At 63.2% G+C, this 16,042-nt stretch carries 13 protein-coding genes and 2 pseudogenes; 13 read left to right on the forward strand and 2 right to left on the reverse strand.

The window, feature by feature from the left end; genetic code table 11:
• The first annotated feature begins 2 nt into the window (after positions 1-2).
• The gene (locus tag H9L14_RS10900) at positions 3-590 is read left to right on the forward strand and encodes a YybH family protein (RefSeq protein WP_187708116.1); all 588 of its coding nucleotides are present in this window, start codon (positions 3-5) and stop codon (positions 588-590) included.
• A 38-nt stretch (positions 591-628) separates the two neighbouring features.
• Here the strand turns inward: H9L14_RS10900 and ubiG are convergent, their stop codons facing one another.
• A complete protein-coding gene (gene ubiG / locus H9L14_RS10905) occupies positions 629-1,345 on the reverse strand; it encodes a bifunctional 2-polyprenyl-6-hydroxyphenol methylase/3-demethylubiquinol 3-O-methyltransferase UbiG (protein WP_187708117.1) in 717 nt (238 codons plus the stop codon).
• A gap of 43 nt (positions 1,346-1,388) precedes the next feature.
• On the opposite strand from ubiG, the gene H9L14_RS10910 reads away from it, so the two are divergent.
• The 9 genes and pseudogenes from H9L14_RS10910 (at position 1,389) to tilS (ending at position 11,133) form a co-directional block, all read left to right on the forward strand.
• Positions 1,389-2,630 carry an aspartate kinase gene (locus tag H9L14_RS10910; protein ID WP_187708118.1) on the forward strand — a complete coding sequence of 414 codons (1,242 nt, stop codon included), beginning with the start codon at positions 1,389-1,391 and terminating at the stop codon, positions 2,628-2,630.
• A 71-nt stretch (positions 2,631-2,701) separates the two neighbouring features.
• A pseudogene (locus H9L14_RS10915) lies at positions 2,702-3,684 on the forward strand (NAD(P)H-dependent flavin oxidoreductase).
• A gap of 19 nt (positions 3,685-3,703) precedes the next feature.
• Positions 3,704-5,149: an NAD-dependent succinate-semialdehyde dehydrogenase gene (locus H9L14_RS10920; RefSeq protein WP_187708119.1), complete on the forward strand. Its 1,446-nt coding sequence runs from the start codon at positions 3,704-3,706 to the stop codon at positions 5,147-5,149.
• Between the two features lie 119 nt (positions 5,150-5,268).
• Entirely contained in the window at positions 5,269-5,784 is a 516-nt protein-coding gene (locus tag H9L14_RS10925) for a hypothetical protein (protein WP_187708120.1), read from the forward strand.
• Positions 5,781-6,044 (forward strand): hypothetical protein, encoded by a 264-nt coding sequence (locus tag H9L14_RS10930; RefSeq protein ID WP_187708121.1) that lies wholly within the window; start codon positions 5,781-5,783, stop codon positions 6,042-6,044. Before H9L14_RS10925 ends, H9L14_RS10930 begins: the two co-directional genes overlap by 4 nt.
• 54 nt (positions 6,045-6,098) lie before the next feature.
• Positions 6,099-8,365, forward strand: a pseudogene (gene ptsP / locus H9L14_RS10935) (phosphoenolpyruvate--protein phosphotransferase).
• Positions 8,366-8,437: 72 nt separating this feature from the next.
• The gene (locus H9L14_RS10940) at positions 8,438-9,271 is read left to right on the forward strand and encodes a helix-turn-helix domain-containing protein (protein ID WP_187708122.1); all 834 of its coding nucleotides are present in this window, start codon (positions 8,438-8,440) and stop codon (positions 9,269-9,271) included.
• 78 nt (positions 9,272-9,349) lie between these two features.
• Positions 9,350-10,147, forward strand: a complete 798-nt coding sequence (locus H9L14_RS10945; protein WP_187708123.1) for a tetratricopeptide repeat protein — start codon at positions 9,350-9,352, stop codon at positions 10,145-10,147.
• A 14-nt stretch (positions 10,148-10,161) separates the two neighbouring features.
• On the forward strand, positions 10,162-11,133 hold the full coding sequence (gene tilS, locus H9L14_RS10950) for a tRNA lysidine(34) synthetase TilS (RefSeq protein ID WP_187708124.1): 972 nt from the start codon (positions 10,162-10,164) through the stop codon (positions 11,131-11,133).
• Positions 11,134-11,141: 8 nt separating this feature from the next.
• Here the strand turns inward: tilS and H9L14_RS10955 are convergent, their stop codons facing one another.
• Positions 11,142-13,160, reverse strand: a complete 2,019-nt coding sequence (locus tag H9L14_RS10955) for a PAS domain-containing protein (protein ID WP_187708125.1) — start codon at positions 13,158-13,160, stop codon at positions 11,142-11,144.
• A gap of 633 nt (positions 13,161-13,793) precedes the next feature.
• Here H9L14_RS10955 and H9L14_RS10960 point away from each other — a divergent pair.
• Genes H9L14_RS10960 through H9L14_RS10970 form a run of 3 tightly spaced genes read left to right on the forward strand, consistent with a single transcriptional unit; the run spans position 13,794 to position 16,014 of the window.
• Entirely contained in the window at positions 13,794-14,930 is a 1,137-nt protein-coding gene (locus tag H9L14_RS10960; RefSeq protein ID WP_187708126.1) for a hypothetical protein, read from the forward strand.
• Positions 14,828-15,388, forward strand: a complete 561-nt coding sequence (locus H9L14_RS10965; protein ID WP_187708127.1) for a sensor histidine kinase — start codon at positions 14,828-14,830, stop codon at positions 15,386-15,388. Before H9L14_RS10960 ends, H9L14_RS10965 begins: the two co-directional genes overlap by 103 nt.
• Complete coding sequence (locus H9L14_RS10970) at positions 15,388-16,014, forward strand: response regulator (RefSeq protein WP_187708128.1); 627 nt, start codon at positions 15,388-15,390, stop codon at positions 16,012-16,014. Before H9L14_RS10965 ends, H9L14_RS10970 begins: the two co-directional genes overlap by 1 nt.
• Positions 16,015-16,042 lie beyond the last annotated feature (28 nt).

The following is a 16,042-nucleotide window of genomic DNA, read 5'->3' on the forward strand; positions in this document are numbered from 1 at the left end:
CCGTGACTGAGGAAACCATGCTATTTAAGGTCATCATGCACTCTGGGAGGGATGCCATGACAATCCGCCTAATGCTGCTTACTGCGACAGCGTTGCTGATCTCATCATGTGACACCGGAAAAGAGAATGCGAACGGCAACTCGTCCGAGGCCGCTGTGAGCGTTAGCAGCACTGCTGACGAGGAAGCTATTCGCGGCCAGGTCGCTCGATGGCTCGAGCTCGTTAAAGCGAAAGACGCGGCCGCTATTGCCCAGTTGTATACCGAAGACGGCGCCGTGATGCCGCCAAATACGGCCATCGGCAAAGGACGGGTAGCGATTCAGCAGACTTGGGCTTCGATGATGAACACGCCCGGCTTCGAACTCACGTTCGCTCCGGAGCAAATTGTCGTGTCTAATTCCGGGACATGGCGCTGGATCGTGGAACCTACCGGCTGGCGGTTGCGCCATCGGGTAAGGCTCAGAGCGACACAGGGAAATATGTTGTGGTCTGGCGCAAGGTCGGCGGCGAATGGAAAGCAGCTGCCGATATCTTCAACAGTGACCTGCCGGCGGGGGAGGCTGACCGACGTAACGCTCACTGGCCGCTAATGGCAGGAATGGGTCGAAAGCAGACATAGGCAATAAGCCTATTTCGTCGCAGCCAGCAAATAATTGAGCCGCAAATCCTCACTCAAGTGGAGCCCGCGCGTCGGGCTGAAGGCGAGGCCTTCGACGTCGAGGCATTTGAGGCCGGCCTTGGCCAGCAACTGCTTCATCCGCTCCGGCGCGATGAACTTGTCGAAGTCATGCGTGCCCTTCGGAATCGCTCCGAACCTTTCGGCGAGGGTGATGGTGATCAGCTTCGACCAGGCCGTCGCGTTCGGGGTCGACATGATCAGCAGGCCGTCCGGTGCGAGCCGCTCCGCCAGGTCGTTGAGGAATTGCTGTGGGTCGGCAGTATGCTCGATCACTTCCATCGACGTGATCAGGTCGAACGTACCGTCAAGGCCTTCAACCGCCGACACGCGATAGTCGATGTCGAGGCCCTGACCTGCCGCATGGTCGCGGGCGACGCTGATCAGCTCTGGCGTCGGGTCGATTGCCGTGACCTTCGCCCCTAGCCTCGCCAATGGCTCCGCCAGCAAACCGGCACCACAGCCCACGTCCAGTGCAGTCTTTCCTGCCAGCGGACGGCGGCTGTGCTCGTCGAGCGCCCAGTGCTGGTCGATCCAGTCGCGGATGTAGCCCAGCCGCACCGGGTTGAGCTTGTGCAGCATCGCCGACGCGCCCTTCGGGTCCCACCAGTCCCCGGCGAGCTTTCCGAACTGCTCAATCTCTTCTCGGACGATGCTTGTTTCCGCCATAGTCGCCTCCTAACAGGGCGCGCCCGATCACCCAAGGAGCCCAATGCCTCGCATCGTCATGAAATTCGGCGGCACGTCGATGGCGGGCATCGAGCGCATCCGCAACGTGGCGAGTCGCGTGCGACGCGAGGCCGAGGCCGAGGCGGGCAATGAGGTGCTGGTCGTGGTTTCGGCCATGGCGGGTGAGACGGATCGGCTCGTGCAGCTGTGCCGCGAGGCTGCGGCGCTTAGCGATCCCAAGGAATATGACGTGGTCGTCGCGTCGGGCGAGCAGGTCACGTCCGGCCTGCTGGCGATGACCCTTCAAAACATGGGCGTGAAGGCCCGCAGCTTCATGGGCTGGCAGCTGGTCCGGGCGTCCGGCGTCCACGGCAATGCCCGCGTCGAAGCGATCGAATCCGCAACCCTCGACGAAGCACTCAAGGGCGGCACCGTTGCCGTCATACCAGGCTTCCAGGGTGTTAGTGAGGACGGCCGTGTCGCCACCCTCGGCCGCGGAGGATCGGACACCTCGGCCGTCGCCATCGCTGCCGGCGTGAAGGCCGACCGCTGCGACATCTACACCGACGTCGACGGCGTCTACACGACCGACCCACGCATCGTGCCCAACGCGCGCAAGCTCAACCAAGTGACGTTCGACGAAATGCTCGAACTAGCCGGCGTCGGAGCCAAGGTACTGCAGGTCCGCTCGGTCGGTCTCGCAATGCGCGAAAACATGCCCTTGCGCGTTCTGTCAGCGTTCGAGGACAAGCCCGGCACGGATATTGTTGCCGAACTTTCAGGAGCGGAGATGGAAAGAAACCTCATCGCGGGCATCGCCGCCGACCGGAACGAGGCACGGATCACGCTGACCGGCATCGCCGATACGCCGGGCACGGTCGCCGCCACGATCAGTCCGATCGCGGAGGCCGGAATCCAGGTCGACATGATCGTCCATGCGGCGACGCCGAACACGGGCTCGTCCGACCTAACCTTTACAGTTCCGCGCGCTAGCCTCGCCCAGGCGATCTCGGTGATCGAACAGCGCAAGGACGCGATCGGCTATTCCGACCTCGTGCAGGACCCATCGGTCGCGAAGGTCAGCATTGTCGGCGTCGGCATCCGGTCAAACCCGGCGCTGGCGGCGAAAATGTTCGAAACCCTCGCCGAGCGGCGGATCAACCTGCTCGCCGTGTCCACGTCCGAAATCAAGGTGAGTGCTTTGATTGCAGAAGACGAACTGGAACTGGCCGTCCGCGTGCTTCACACGGCCTTCGGCCTCGACGACCAGAGTGCTGCGGCATGAGCGGGGAAGGCCTGATCGCCGAACCCCGCGCCGTCCACCAGTCGGTCGGCCATGCGCGACTAAAGGAATTGATGCATCGCGGGACGGAGTTCCTGGGCTGCGACTTTGCGATCATGGGCGGCGCGATGAGCTGGGTCAGCGAGCGCAACCTCGTCTCCGCGATCTCTAATGCCGGCGGCTTCGGCGTGATTGCCTGCGGCGCAATGACGCCTGAGTTGCTCGACACCGAGATCGCCGAGACCAAGGCGCGCACCAAGCGACCGTTCGGCGTCAACCTGATCACCATGCACCCGCAGTTGTTCGAGCTTATCGACACCTGCGTGAAGCACGATGTCGGCCACATCGTGCTCGCAGGCGGCCTTCCGCCGGGCAAGGCGATCGAGAAGATCAAATCGCATGGCGCCAAGCTGATGGCCTTCGCCCCGCGCTTAGCCTTGCCAAGAAGCTGATGCGCTCGAACGTCGATGCCATCGTGATCGAGGGCATGGAGGCCGGCGGTCACATCGGACCCGTCTCCACGACCGTGCTTGCGCAGGAAATCCTGCCGCACGTCAGTCACGACATTCCCGTCTTCATCGCTGGAGGCATCGCACGCGGCGAGGCGGTCGCCGCTTATCTCGAGATGGGCGCGGTCGGCGTCCAGCTCGGCACCCGTTTCGTCTGCGCGAACGAGAGCATCGCTCACGCCAACTTCAAGAAGGCCTTCATCCGTGCCTCCGCACGCGATGCGATCCCGTCCGTCCAGATCGACCCTCGGCTGCCCGTCATCCCCGTCCGCGCGCTCAAAAACCGCGAGATGGAGAACTTTGCCGCCAAGCAGCGTGAGGTCGCGCAAAAACTCGACGAAGGCGCGATCGAGATGGCCGAGGCCCAGCTCCAGATCGAGCATTATTGGGCCGGCGCACTTCGCCGCGCGGTGATCGATGGCGACGTCGAGACGGGCTCGGTCATGGCCGGCCAGTCTGTCGGCATGGTCACCCGCGAGGAACCGGTTGCGGAGATCATCCGCGAATTGATCGACGAAGCTGCCGCAGCATTGGAAAGCCGGGGATAGCGCGAACGAGGAAGCGCACATGACGGACCAGGTCACTACCGAACGCGAAACCGACGCGAAGACTCGGACGATTCAGACGGTGAATCCCGCTACCGGCCAACCCGGACGCACTTACGAAGAGGTTAGCACCGGCGACGCCAAGGCCGCCGCGGCGGCTGCGCGAAAGGCGTTCGAATCCTGGCGCCGAACCTCCTTCGCCGAACGCTCGGCCGTCATCCGTAAGGCGGCGGAGGTTCTCCGGCGTCGCAAGGACGAATTCGCGGCGCTGATGACGGAGGAAATGGGCAAGACGCTCACCGACGGCCGCGCCGAGGTCGAGAAATGCGCCTTTCACTGCGACTGGTTTGCTGAACACGCGGAGGGCTATCTCGCGAACGAACAGGTGGACGTCGGTGGCGGCGAGGCGTTCGTTACATTCAATCCGCTCGGCGTCGTGCTGGCGGTCATGCCGTGGAATTTCCCGTTCTGGCAGGTCTTCCGCTTCGCTGCGCCCGCACTGATGGCCGGCAACGGCGCACTGCTGAAGCATGCGAGCAATGTTCCCGGTTGCGCGCTGGCGATCGAGGAAGTGCTCCACGAGGCAGGCGTGCCTCGCGATCTTTTCCGTACCCTCCTCCTCCCGAGCAGCGAAGTGAAGGCCTTGATCGAGGACGACAATATCGTCGCAGTCACGTTAACCGGAAGCATCGCTGCAGGACGGAGCGTCGCGACCGCGGCGGGCGGGGTCCTCAAGAAGTGTGTGCTAGAGCTTGGCGGGTCGGACGCTTACGTCGTCCTCGAAGACGCCGACATCGGAGCGGCAGCGAAGATCTGCGCGACCGCCCGAATGGTGAACGGCGGCCAGAGCTGCATTGCCGGCAAGCGCTTCATCGTCGTCCGCCCGATCCTCGAAAAGTTCGAGACCGCCATCGTCGAGGCCATGCGCGCCTTTGAGATGGGCGATCCGCGCAAAGAAGGCACGAAGCTTGGGCCACTGGTCAGCGAGAAAGCTCGCGACGATATCCATGAGCAGGTCGAGAAGAGCGTAGCCAATGGCGCTCGGCTCCTGCTCGGGGGCGCAGTGCCCGATCGTCCGGGGGCCTGGTATCCGGCGACCGTTCTCGCCGACGTCCGGGAGGGCCAACCGGCGCATGACGCGGAAATCTTCGGCCCGGTCGCCGCGATCATTGCTGCAGACGATGAAGCCGACGCCATCCGCATCGCCAACAACAGCGAGTTCGGCCTGGGCTCCGGAGTCCTGACCGGCGATCTCGAGCGCGGCCGCCGCATCGCGGCACAAGAACTTGAAGCAGGCATGAGCTTCGTCAACGACAACGTCCGCTCCGATCCGCGCATGCCGTTCGGCGGCGTCAAGCATTCCGGCTTCGGCCGAGAATGCTCATCCTTCGGCATCCGCGAATTCACCAACATCAAGAGCGTGCAGGTCGCAGCCGACAAGACCGAGGACGTCAAATCGGTCCAATAGACGGGTTAAGAAGTCAAAATATCGCGCAACTCCAACAGTCAGGCGTTAATTCCTCGGACCGAAGCGCACGGATAGCCCCTTCAGGCGTACCCTCGCTGATACGACTCAGGGGGTGGACCATGCAGCCGGCAAACGCGACGCGTGAACGGACGATTCCTTCGATCGGGAGCGAGGACCTGGCCGAGGGTCTGATGCTGATCCGCGCCAGCACGCTAAAGGTCATTCGGCTGCAGTTGGCCATGGAACGACGCGACCGGCGCGTCGCCTTGGAGGCCGTTGACGATCTCGTCGCACTGGACCGAAGCCTCGAGGACTATCTGGCGAAGGTTCCGACCGCCCACGACGATGGAGTGTTCGGCAATGTGCTGGAGTTGGAGCGTGCTGCTCTGAACGTCGAGAAGCACACGCTTGTCGCCGGGATCAGCCAGCGCGACTGGCAAATCGAGACGCCGCAGCCGGCAGAAGCCGCCGATCCAACGGCGGAAGAGTGGACCGTCTGCGACGACGAAGAGACCGAGGGACCGAACTGGTGGCGGCGGGTCGCGATCTTCGTCCTGGTCGTCGCCGTGGCTTGCGGGGCCTATTTGCTGGGCGCCTCCGGAATGAAGCCGGATCTGATTGCGAGGCTCCTGTGATCGCCTCCGACAGCATTCTCCGCGCAAAGGAGCTCGACGCCTACGAGGCGATCCCCTCGCTCGACCGGCACGGAGAAACGGTGAGGCTGATCCTCGCCGAGGTTTCGATGCTTTCGGAAAAGTATCGCTACGTGCAGAGGCATGATGTCCCGCACGTACGTGAACTCGCGAAGATGATCGACCTACTCTGGCAGGAAATCGAGATGGAGTCGTACGAAGAAATACAAGTCGATCCGCTCGAACAGCTGGGTACATACTAGCTTTCGACTAGCAACCGCGTGACATTGGCGCAGCGCATCTGTTAGCGCTCGACCATGCCGCTGAGCGCTGCCGCCTCCGCCCGGGAAATCCTTACGGGCCTGCATGAAGTCATGGCCGGCCGCGGCAGCGCGCAGGCTAAGCTCGACAAGGTCGTCGACCTGATCGCCGAGGCGATGCAGAGCGAAGTTTGCTCGATCTATCTTCTTCGCGACAACAAGCTCGAATTCTTTGCGACCCATGGCCTTCGCAAGGAAGCCGTGCACGTTACGAGGCTTGGAATGGGCGAAGGCCTCGTCGGCACGATTGCCGCTGAAGGCCGGATCCTGAACCTTGCCGAAGCGGCAGACCATCCTGCCTTCGCCTACCGTCCGGAAACGGGCGAGGAGAGCTTCCACAGTTTCGCCGGGGTTCCGATCGTCCGGCTCGAAAGCCCGATCGGCGTGCTTGCCGTCCAGCATGCCGAACCGCGTCGCTACGAGGACGTCGAGATCGAGGCGCTGCAGACGGTCGCGATGGTCCTGTCCGAGATGATCGCGGCCGCGCGGCTGGTCGATGGGGCAAGGCGAAGCCGCCTCCGCAGCGCTGGGCCGCTGCGCCTCGCCGGACTCAAGCTTGTCGCCGGAATGGCGAAGGGCGAAGCGGTCTTCCACCAGCCTCGCATCGTCGTCGAGCACACAGTCGCAGAGGACATCGAGGCCGAGCGTGACCGCGTCTACTCGGCCTTCCGCAAGATGCGCGAGCAGATCGATGCGATGACCAAGGAGGCCGAGTTCGGCACCGCGGGTGAGCATCAGGAGATCCTCGAGACCTACAAGATGTTCGCCTACGACGAGGGTTGGTCGCGGCGGATCAACGAGGCGATCGACAGCGGCCTGACGGCCGAGGCGGCCATCGAGCGAGTCCAGCAGCGCACTCGCGCCCGCATGCAGGATATCGACGATCCGATCCTGAAGGAGCGGATGCACGACCTTGAGGACCTGTCGAACCGGCTGCTTCGGATCGTGTCCGGGCGCTTCGGAACGGCGGCCCAGACCGGCCTTGCGCGCGATACGGTTCTGATTGCCCGCAACCTCGGCCCGGCCGAGCTGTTGGAATACGACCGCCGCCGGCTGAAGGCTGTACTGCTCGAGGAAGGGTCGCTAACCGCGCACATGACCATCGTCGCTCGGGCGATGGGAGTGCCGGTCGTCGGACGACTGACCGACATCCGCCACAGCGTCGAGGAAGGCGAGCAGATCCTCGTCGACGGCGACAACGGCAGCGTAATCGTCCGGCCGGGCAAGGTCCTCCTGTCCGGTTTCGAACATCGGCTCGCGACGCGGCAGAAGCGGCGTGCCGAATATGAAGCGGTCCGAAATCTTCCCGCGGTCACGCTAGACGATCTACCGATAAGCGTGATGGTCAATGCGGGCCTCGCCGAGGACGCCGTCAATCTCGACGCGTCGGGCGCCGACGGCATCGGGCTGTTCCGAACCGAGTTCCAATTCCTCGTTTCGGCGACCCTTCCCGGCCGGGATCGCCAGCAAAGGCTCTACTCGAAAGTTCTCGCCGCGGCGGGCAGCAAGCCGGTCGTCTTCCGAACGGTCGATATTGGCGGCGACAAGGCTCTCCCCTACCTGACCGACATTCGCGACGAGGCCGAGAACCCGGCCATGGGATGGCGGGCGATCCGTCTCTCGCTCGACCGCTCGACCCTTATGAAAGCGCAGGCCCGCGCGCTAATCGAGGCATCGGGCGGCAAGGTTCTGCGCGTCATGTTCCCGATGATCTCGGAACCCTGGGAATATGACGAAGCCCGCAAGCTGTTCGAGGAACAACTCGCATGGGCACGCAAGTCGAAGCGACCACTCCCCAAAAAGGTCGAGTTCGGAGCAATGCTTGAAGTGCCGTCGCTGGCCGAAATGCTCGACCTGCTGCTTCCGAATGTCGACTTCCTTTCCATCGGCACAAATGACCTCACGCAATTTCTGTTCGCTGCGGACCGGGCGGATCCCCGGCTCGCCGAGCGCTACGACTGGCTGAGCCCGGCGATCCTCCGCTTCCTGAGGCGAGTGAACAAGCAGGCGCGCGAGGCCGGCGTTCCGGTGCGCGTGTGCGGCGAAATGGGCGGCCGCCCCTTGAGGCGATGGCCCTGATCGGAATCGGGATCGAGCAGCTTTCGATCACTCCGGCAGCCGTCGGACCGATCAAGGCGATGATCCGTTCGCTCGACGCCGCTCGCATCCGGACCAGGATGGAGCAACTGCTGGATCTCCCGCCCGCGAACATGCGGAAGGCGCTTTCGGACTGGGCCCGGCGGCATAAGGTATCGATTGGCTGAGGCGGTCCGAAACGGCGGTTGACAGCTAGGGCCCCGACTTCGACAAGCGGGTGGAATTTCGGGTTGGAGCGGATGACGGAACAGAGCGACGACATCATCCAGACGACGGCGGTTGGAGAGCGGCTTCGCGCGGCTCGTGAGAAGCAGAAACTGTCCCTCGAGGACATCGCTACACAGACGCGTATCCCGCTGCGGCACCTCGAAAATCTGGAGGCCGGCGACTGGTCCAAGCTCCCGGCGCCAACTTACACAATCGGATTTGCGAAGAGTTACGCGAGCGCCATCGGCCTCGACCGGACCGAGATCGGCGACGACCTCCGGGCAGAGATGGGCGGGCAGAGATTCGACGCTGGCAGCCCCGAAGTCTTTGAACCCGCCGACCCGGCGCGGACGATGCCGCGCTGGCTCGTTCTTTCGGCAATCGGCGCAATCGTGCTGCTCGTTGTCGTAATGACTTGGCTGAACAACCGGTCACTCGAGCCCGAAGCGGCTGCCCCCGCGCCCGAAGCAGCCGCAACTGCGCCGACGCAGCAGGCCGGTCCGGTTCAGACACAGCCGGCTCAACCGCAACCGCAGCCGGCCCAGGCCGCGAGCGGCGCAGTGGTTCTCACGGCGACGGATGCCGCGTGGATCCAGATCACCGACGGCGGCAAGACGCTGTTCTCGGGCGAGCTTGCAGCAGGCCAGAGCTACACCGTTCCGCAAACGGCGACCGCGCCTCTGCTTAAGGCCGGGAAGCCCGAAGCCCTGCGGGTCACGGTTGGCTCGGCCGTAGCGCCGCCCGTCGGTACGCCCGGCAAGGTGGCTTCTAACGTGAGCCTTGCCCCGGCCGACCTCATGCGTGGCGGCGCTGGCACGACACCATCGGCACCTGCGACGCCGCCCGTGCAGAACAGCGCGGGTTAGCTTTTCGCGCCTGATCCACTGCACTCCGCGCTTGGCTTAGGCGACTGTTCCGAATAGATTTTCCCGCGGGGAGGGAACATGAGAACCGTACTTTTCAGCACCGTAGCCGCAACGCTTCTGGTCACCGCGCCCGCGGCGGCGCAGGTCCAGCCGCAATATTCGGCCGCGCAGCCGCAGCCTGCCGCAACCCAGGCGTCGGTCATCAATCTCGACAACCGCATCGTCGCGCTGGAGCGCCAGATCGCGGACCTGCTGCGCGCCGAGGAAGAAAACGGCCGACGCATCAGCCAGCTTGAGTCGACCCTGCAGCAGGAGCGCGAGGCGAGCGCACAACGGATTTCAACACTGGAAAGCCGCCTTGCCGCCGGGACACCAGCGCCAACTGTGACCGCATCCGAACCAGCGTCCGAGAAGCCGAAACCAGCCGTTGCCGGCAAATCATCCACGCCGAAGCCAGTTGCAGCCGTCGCATCGACGGACACCGACCCGGCCGAGGAAGCCTATGATGCCGGCTACCAGCTCTGGAAGGCCGGGAAGTACGACGAGGCGATCGGCGCCCTGCGCGCCTTCAGTTCTGCCTATCCGAATCATCGCCGGACGAGCTGGGCGAACAATCTCGCCGGCCGGGCAATGCTAGATAAGGGCGAGGCGCGTGCAGCCGCGGAAGTCCTGCTCGCCAACTATCGCGGAAACCCGAAGGGTGAGCGCGCAGCGGACAGCCTCTTCTACCTCGGCCAATCGCTGATGAAGCTCGACCAGCCAAGCCAGGCCTGCAAGGCCTACGGAGAATTGGAAGCAGTGTACGGCTCGAACATGCGGGCTGACCTGCAGAAGATGCTCCCCACCGCGAAAACGCAGGCAAAGTGCAAGTCATGACGTAAGGGCCATATATGGTCCCCAATGTCGCGCTCGTTGATCGATTCCGCGCCGATCTCGACACGCTGATCGAGCCAGGTACGCGGTTCGGGGTCGCCGTCTCCGGTGGACCGGACAGCCTGGCGCTCCTGCTGCTTGCTGCATCGGCACGGCCGAGTGAATTTGAGGCCGCCACTGTCGATCATGGTTTGAGACCCGAAAGCGCCGCGGAAACCGAAATGGTCGCGAACCTGTGCGAGGCGATGGACGTCCAGCACGCCATCCTCACAATCGAATGGGACTTGCCGCCTGCGTCCGCAATTCAGGAGCAGGCACGTGCGGTTCGGTACGGCGCGCTCGCAGGATGGATGCACGAACGCGGCCTCGGCGCACTCCTGACCGCACACCATCTCGACGATCAGGCGGAGACCCTGGTGATGCGGCTGAACCGGGGGTCGGGCGTCCGCGGCCTGGCGGGGATGCGCCGCAAGTCGAAGGTGCCGGGCTATCCCGACTTTGCGCTGCTACGGCCGCTGCTGAGTTGGCGGCGGGCCGAACTCGAGCGCGTCTGCAGCGAAGCAGGCGTCGAACCGGTCGCCGATCCCAGCAATCTGGATGAGCGCTTCGAGCGAATTCGAATCCGGCAGGCGCTGGCTGCGGCCGACTGGCTGGACCCCGAAGCGCTCGCCCGCAGCGCCGAAAATCTAGCGTGGAGTGATGAAGCGCTCGAGTGGGCCTCCGTCCAGGTTTGGGCCGGGTTCGTCGAAGAGAACGACAATGAAATCGTCTATCGCGACCCGGGCGCACCCAGGGGCATCCTCCGACGCATCGTTGCCATGGCAATCGCCCGGCTCGGGAATGAAGGCGAGCCTGACGACCTCCGTGGACGGGAGATCGACCGCCTTCTCAGCGATTTGGAGGCCGCAAAAACGACAACGTTACGGGGAGTCCGCTGTAGCGGCGGTCCGCGGTGGACCTTCTCGCGAGCAGCACCGCGCTCGCGCTGACGTGAACGTCAGCTCATTACCAAGGTAACGCTCGCGGCAAGATCGGAATGGCGAAACGGCTTCACGAGGCGGGGAACGTCCGAAGCAATTCCGGTCTCGTCGGCATATCCGGAAACGATGAGGACCCGCATTTCCGGCCAAATCTCCTGCGCCTCTCTGACCAAGTCCGTGCCGCTCTTTCCGGGCATGAGGTGGTCGGTGACTAGAAGGTCCGGACGGAAGCCGCCCGTCAGGATCCGAACAGCCTCCTCCGCCGATCCCGCTTCCGTCACGGTGAAGCCGAGCTCGGAAAGCATGTGGGCTGTACTGGCGCGAACAAGGGTCTCGTCATCGACCAGGAGAACTTCTCCGGCTCCAGCGGAAGCCTCCGGCTCCCTGCTCTCCTCGGACAACGCGGCCTCTTCACCCGCGACCGGAAGCCATAGTTCTACGCAAGTCCCGACGCCGGGTCGGCTTGAAATGGTGAGCGCCCCGCCAAGCTGGGAAGCCAGTCCGTGCACCATGGAGAGGCCTAGCCCCGTTCCCTGGCCGATGCCCTTCGTGCTGAAGAACGGCTCGATTGCGCGGTCCAGTGTCGGCCGGTCCATACCAACACCAGTGTCAGAAACAGCCAGGCGAATATATTGGCCGGGTGGAAGCTTTGACTTGTGCCCGCGCTCGATCAGCTGGCTTGAGGCAACAATGGATAGCTTCCCGCCGTCCGGCATCGCATCGCGCGCGTTCACCGCGAGATTCAGAATCGCCATCTCCACCTGATTGGCGTCCGCTCGAGCAGCGGGAAGATCGGACCCAACGACGACCTCGACCTTCACGCGCGGTCCGGAAGTGCTTTCAACCAGTTCTGCCATTCCCGCAACGAGCCCGGCAACGTCGACGGCCACAGGCTGGAGGGGCTGCCTTCGCGCGAAGGCCAGGAGACGCTGAACAAGTGTCTTGGCGCGGTCGGCCGACTGCAGCGCACCTTCGATCAGGCGCTGGGTCCGCTCGTTCCCGACTTTTTGCCTCTGGAGCATGTCGAGGCTGCCGATAATGGGGGTCAGCAAGTTATTGAAATCGTGCGCGACGCCGCCGGTCAGTTGCCCCATGGCCTCCAGCTTCTGGCTCTGGCGCAGAGCCTCCTGCGCCTGTTCGAGCTCCGCTGTCCGCTCGACAACCCGGCGTTCCAGGCTGTCGTTAAGCTCGCGCAGATCCTCTTGTGCGCGGTGAATTTCGGTGACGTCGTGGCCCTCGCAGAAGATGCCCGTGACGCAACCGTCTTCATCAGTGACCGGCGCATAGATGAAATCGAGGTAACGCTCGTTCCCGGCTGCTCCGTCCTGGACGTTTAGCCTGACCGGAAGGGCCTCCGCGATGTACCGTTCCCCTGTCTGGTAAACCCGGTTCAGCAGCTCGAAAATTCCCTGCCCTTCGAGTTCCGGAAACAATTCGCCGACCGATTTGCCGAGGTAATCGCGCTCGCCGAACAGGCGTGTGTAAGTCGAATTGACAAATTCGTAGCGATGTTCGGGTCCATTGAGGACCGCAATGAAACCCGGAGCCTGTTGAAACTGTCTGCGTTGCCGCTCGATCTCCGCCGCGCGCCTCCTGTCCGCAAGCACGCGATCGGTCGTTTCGTTTCCTTGGTTGAGGATGCCAACGACGGTTCCTTCGTCGTCGAGCAGAGGCGTAATACTGTAATTCCAGTAGGTCTCCTGCGGAACGCCGTCGCGCTCCATCCACAACAGCTGGTCATAGGTGGAGAAGCCTTTGCCCGTAGCAATCACCTGCTCGAACTGAGGACCGACAACGTCCCAGATGTCGGCCCAGACCTCGGCACCGGACCGACCGAGCGCCCACGGATGACGTTCTGCAGGGATCGGCGCCCAGGCATCATTGTAAAGAAGCCGAAGCTCCGAGCCCCAATAGATCGCCGTAGGAAAGCTTGAATGCAGGCAGACGGACAGTGCGGAACGCAGCGAATGCGGCCACGAACGCGGATGTTCGAACGGCGTGCTCGCCCAGTCATGGGCGCGGATCCGCTCGCCCATCTCACCGCCGCCCCGAAGAAACGGAAGGGACGAAAGTTCAGGCTCGGACAGCGGACGGCACTTTGTTCATGACGCTCCTGTAACGCGCTGGAGACTAAACACAATTGCGTGTCGGCCGATGGCAGTTACAGAAGAAATGGGGGCGCAAAGAGCGACGCCTGAAATACCGCGATTTTAATCGCTGGGTTACATTATCTGGGTTAGGTGCGGCGTGGGGCCTGTCGGCCGCTTGAATCGTCTAGCAACGACAGCGTCGGCAGGTCCCACCCGCTCGCCGCTACCCCCCCGAGGCAAACGGCTGTATAGAGTCGCTTGAGGCTGTTGCTCGAACGCCTGTCGCAGCGCCCGGGCGACGACCTCGCGGGGGCGGTCCGATCCCCAAGCGAAATCCCCGGGGTCGGGCCGCTTCTCCTTCTTTTCTGGAGGAGCGCGAACAAAGCCGCGCTCCTCGCTCGAAGGAAGGGTTTTCACCCAACTCACAAGTAGCGCACAAGCAGGCTCATCCTAGCTATCCAAAGTTAGGAGACGCCTATTTGTCCCGTTTTGGACGCTAAAGTTTCCGCCCCTGTGCGAGGGGTGCTCGGTGCGGTATCAAATGCATGTGAAACGGGGCTTAGACTACCTTCCGGGCGCGTGATCGCGATCGGACGCTACATGCTGGCGTCCCTGCTGCTGTTCGCATTGTGGTTCGACGCTAGCCCCGCATTCACCCCGCTGGGTGGCCCATTCGCAGTCAACAGCTCCTACGTGATCTTTGCGCTGATCATTCTGGTCATCACCTGGAACAATTGGTGGCTCGATGCGAGGCTGGCCGGACCGACTCACGCGGTTGACATCCTCGTCTTCACGACACTGGTGTTCTCTACTCAGGGGTTCGACAGCCCGTATTTCACCTTCTTCATGTTCGTATTGCTCTCGGCCGCGATCCGTTGGGGCTGGCGGGCGACGGCGCTCACGGCCGTCCTGCTCGTCACGCTTTACCTGTTGGCCGGCATGGTCGTTTCGGAACAATCTACACAAGGCGTTCTGCACGACTTCGTCGACCGGACCGGTCACCTCGTCATCCTTTCGCTGATCCTGATCTGGTTCGGCGTGAACCAGTGGCGCGCAGGCATCTACTCTCGCGAGACCAGTTCTTTCACCGACCCCTCGCTGGACGAGTCGCCAATTGAAACGAGCCTTCGGGCAGCGATGGAACGGCTACAAGCCGGGGTCGGCATATTGGTTTGGCGCGACCAGGGCCGGGCCGACGCGGAGGCCTTTGTCGCGCGTAACGGCACATTGTCGATCATCCGGCTTGCAGGGCGAACGCTGCAGAACGCTGGCGCCACTCCGTTTCTCTACGACCTTGTGAAAGACCGGACGCTTGCGCGCGATGAACAGCGCAACCTGTGCCCTGCTCCGGCGAGCAAGCTCCTTCAGCAAAAGTCGGCAGCGGCACTGAAGCTATCAGAGGGAATTGCGATCCCGATCCGAACGGGTGCACGCGGGGCGAACTGTTTCTCGAATCGATTCCGAACCTTTCGACGGACCACATCGATCTGGCCAGTGAGGTCGCCGCCGACGTCTCTGGTCACGTCGAACGCCACGCCTACTTCCGAGCGGTCGAGGAAAGCGCCGAAGCGCGGTCGCGACTGGCACTTGCGCGCGACTTGCACGACAGCGTCGTGCAGTTCCTCGCCGGAGCTGCGTTTCGTCTGGAAGCACTCAGACGCGACCTGGTTTCGGGCCGCGACCTCGAACCGGAGCTCAATCATCTCAAACAATTGATGCTTCAGGAGCAGGGTGAGCTGCGGTCCTTCATCGCGGCCTTGCGCAGCGCCCCGCAGATCGGCCTGGACGAGCTCGCCAAGGATTTGCGGTCGCTTGCGGAAAGGCTGGCGACGCAATGGGATGTGCTCTGCGAGTTTACATCCCAGACATCCGACATGATGGTGCCCAGCCGCCTTCATCTCGATGCCCAGCACCTCGTTCGGGAGGCCGTTGCCAATGCGGTCCGGCATGCCGGCGCGAAGAGCGTGACCATCCGCCTTCGCTCCGACCCGGAGCGGCTCCGGCTAGACTTCATCAATGACGGGACACGCTATCCCAAATCGCCGTTGACCGGCGAAATGCCCCGCTCGCTAAGTGAGCGCGTAAAGCTTGCCGGAGGCGCGCTAGAGCTGTCGCGCGGCATGGGCGTGACCAAGATCTCGGTATCCCTCCCAATCGGCGGAAGGCTCCAGTGATGCGTATCTTGCTTGCCGACGACCATCCAATGATCAGCACGGCGATCGAAGCCCTGCTGCGCGGAACGGAGTTCGAAATTGCCGGCATGGCTTCCACCGGGGAGCAGGCGATTCAGAAAGTCGAAGAGCTAAAGCCGGATATCCTTCTCCTCGACCTCCAGATGCCCGGCGGTACCGGCATGGACGTTCTGCGCCGAGTCCGATCCAACGGCAGCCGGCTTAAGATCGTCCTGCTGACCGCGGCGATCGACGATGCATCCCTGCTCGAAGCGAAGTCGCTTCGAGTGCAGGGAATGGTCCTGAAGAATTCGGACCCGGCCTATCTCCTCGAATGCCTGGAAAAGGTGAGCGTCGGCGCCCGATGGATCGATCCCGAACTCGGCGTCCGCGCGAAGGAACTAGCCGAAACGCTCGGCGATCGCGAGGCGCACGCACTTTCTCCGCGCGAGCGCCAGTTGATCAGCCTTGTTCGTAAGGGACTTCGCAACCGCGACGTTGCCGAGCAGCTTGGAGTGACCGAGGGACGATCAAGGTCTACCTCCACGCTTTGTTCGAAAAGCTCGGAGTCAGCAGCCGGACCGAGCTCGCGATCCGCGCGGACGAGTTCCTCACGGGAAGCTTCCTAAAGAGCTGAATCCAGAATCTCGAGTTGGC

Source organism: Sphingomonas sediminicola (genome assembly GCF_014489515.1).
Lineage (GTDB): Bacteria > Pseudomonadota > Alphaproteobacteria > Sphingomonadales > Sphingomonadaceae > Sphingomicrobium > Sphingomicrobium sediminicola.

Coding starts and splice junctions, on each gene's coding strand:
- ubiG (WP_187708117.1), bottom strand. CDS start 1,345: ATGGCGGAAACAAGCATCGTCCGAGAAGAGATTGAGCAGTTCGGAAAG.
- H9L14_RS10910 (WP_187708118.1), top strand. CDS start 1,389: ATGCCTCGCATCGTCATGAAATTCGGCGGCACGTCGATGGCGGGCATC.
- H9L14_RS10920 (WP_187708119.1), top strand. CDS start 3,704: ATGACGGACCAGGTCACTACCGAACGCGAAACCGACGCGAAGACTCGG.
- H9L14_RS10925 (WP_187708120.1), top strand. CDS start 5,269: ATGCAGCCGGCAAACGCGACGCGTGAACGGACGATTCCTTCGATCGGG.
- H9L14_RS10940 (WP_187708122.1), top strand. CDS start 8,438: ATGACGGAACAGAGCGACGACATCATCCAGACGACGGCGGTTGGAGAG.
- H9L14_RS10945 (WP_187708123.1), top strand. CDS start 9,350: ATGAGAACCGTACTTTTCAGCACCGTAGCCGCAACGCTTCTGGTCACC.
- tilS (WP_187708124.1), top strand. CDS start 10,162: ATGGTCCCCAATGTCGCGCTCGTTGATCGATTCCGCGCCGATCTCGAC.
- H9L14_RS10955 (WP_187708125.1), bottom strand. CDS start 13,160: ATGGGCGAGCGGATCCGCGCCCATGACTGGGCGAGCACGCCGTTCGAA.
- H9L14_RS10970 (WP_187708128.1), top strand. CDS start 15,388: ATGCGTATCTTGCTTGCCGACGACCATCCAATGATCAGCACGGCGATC.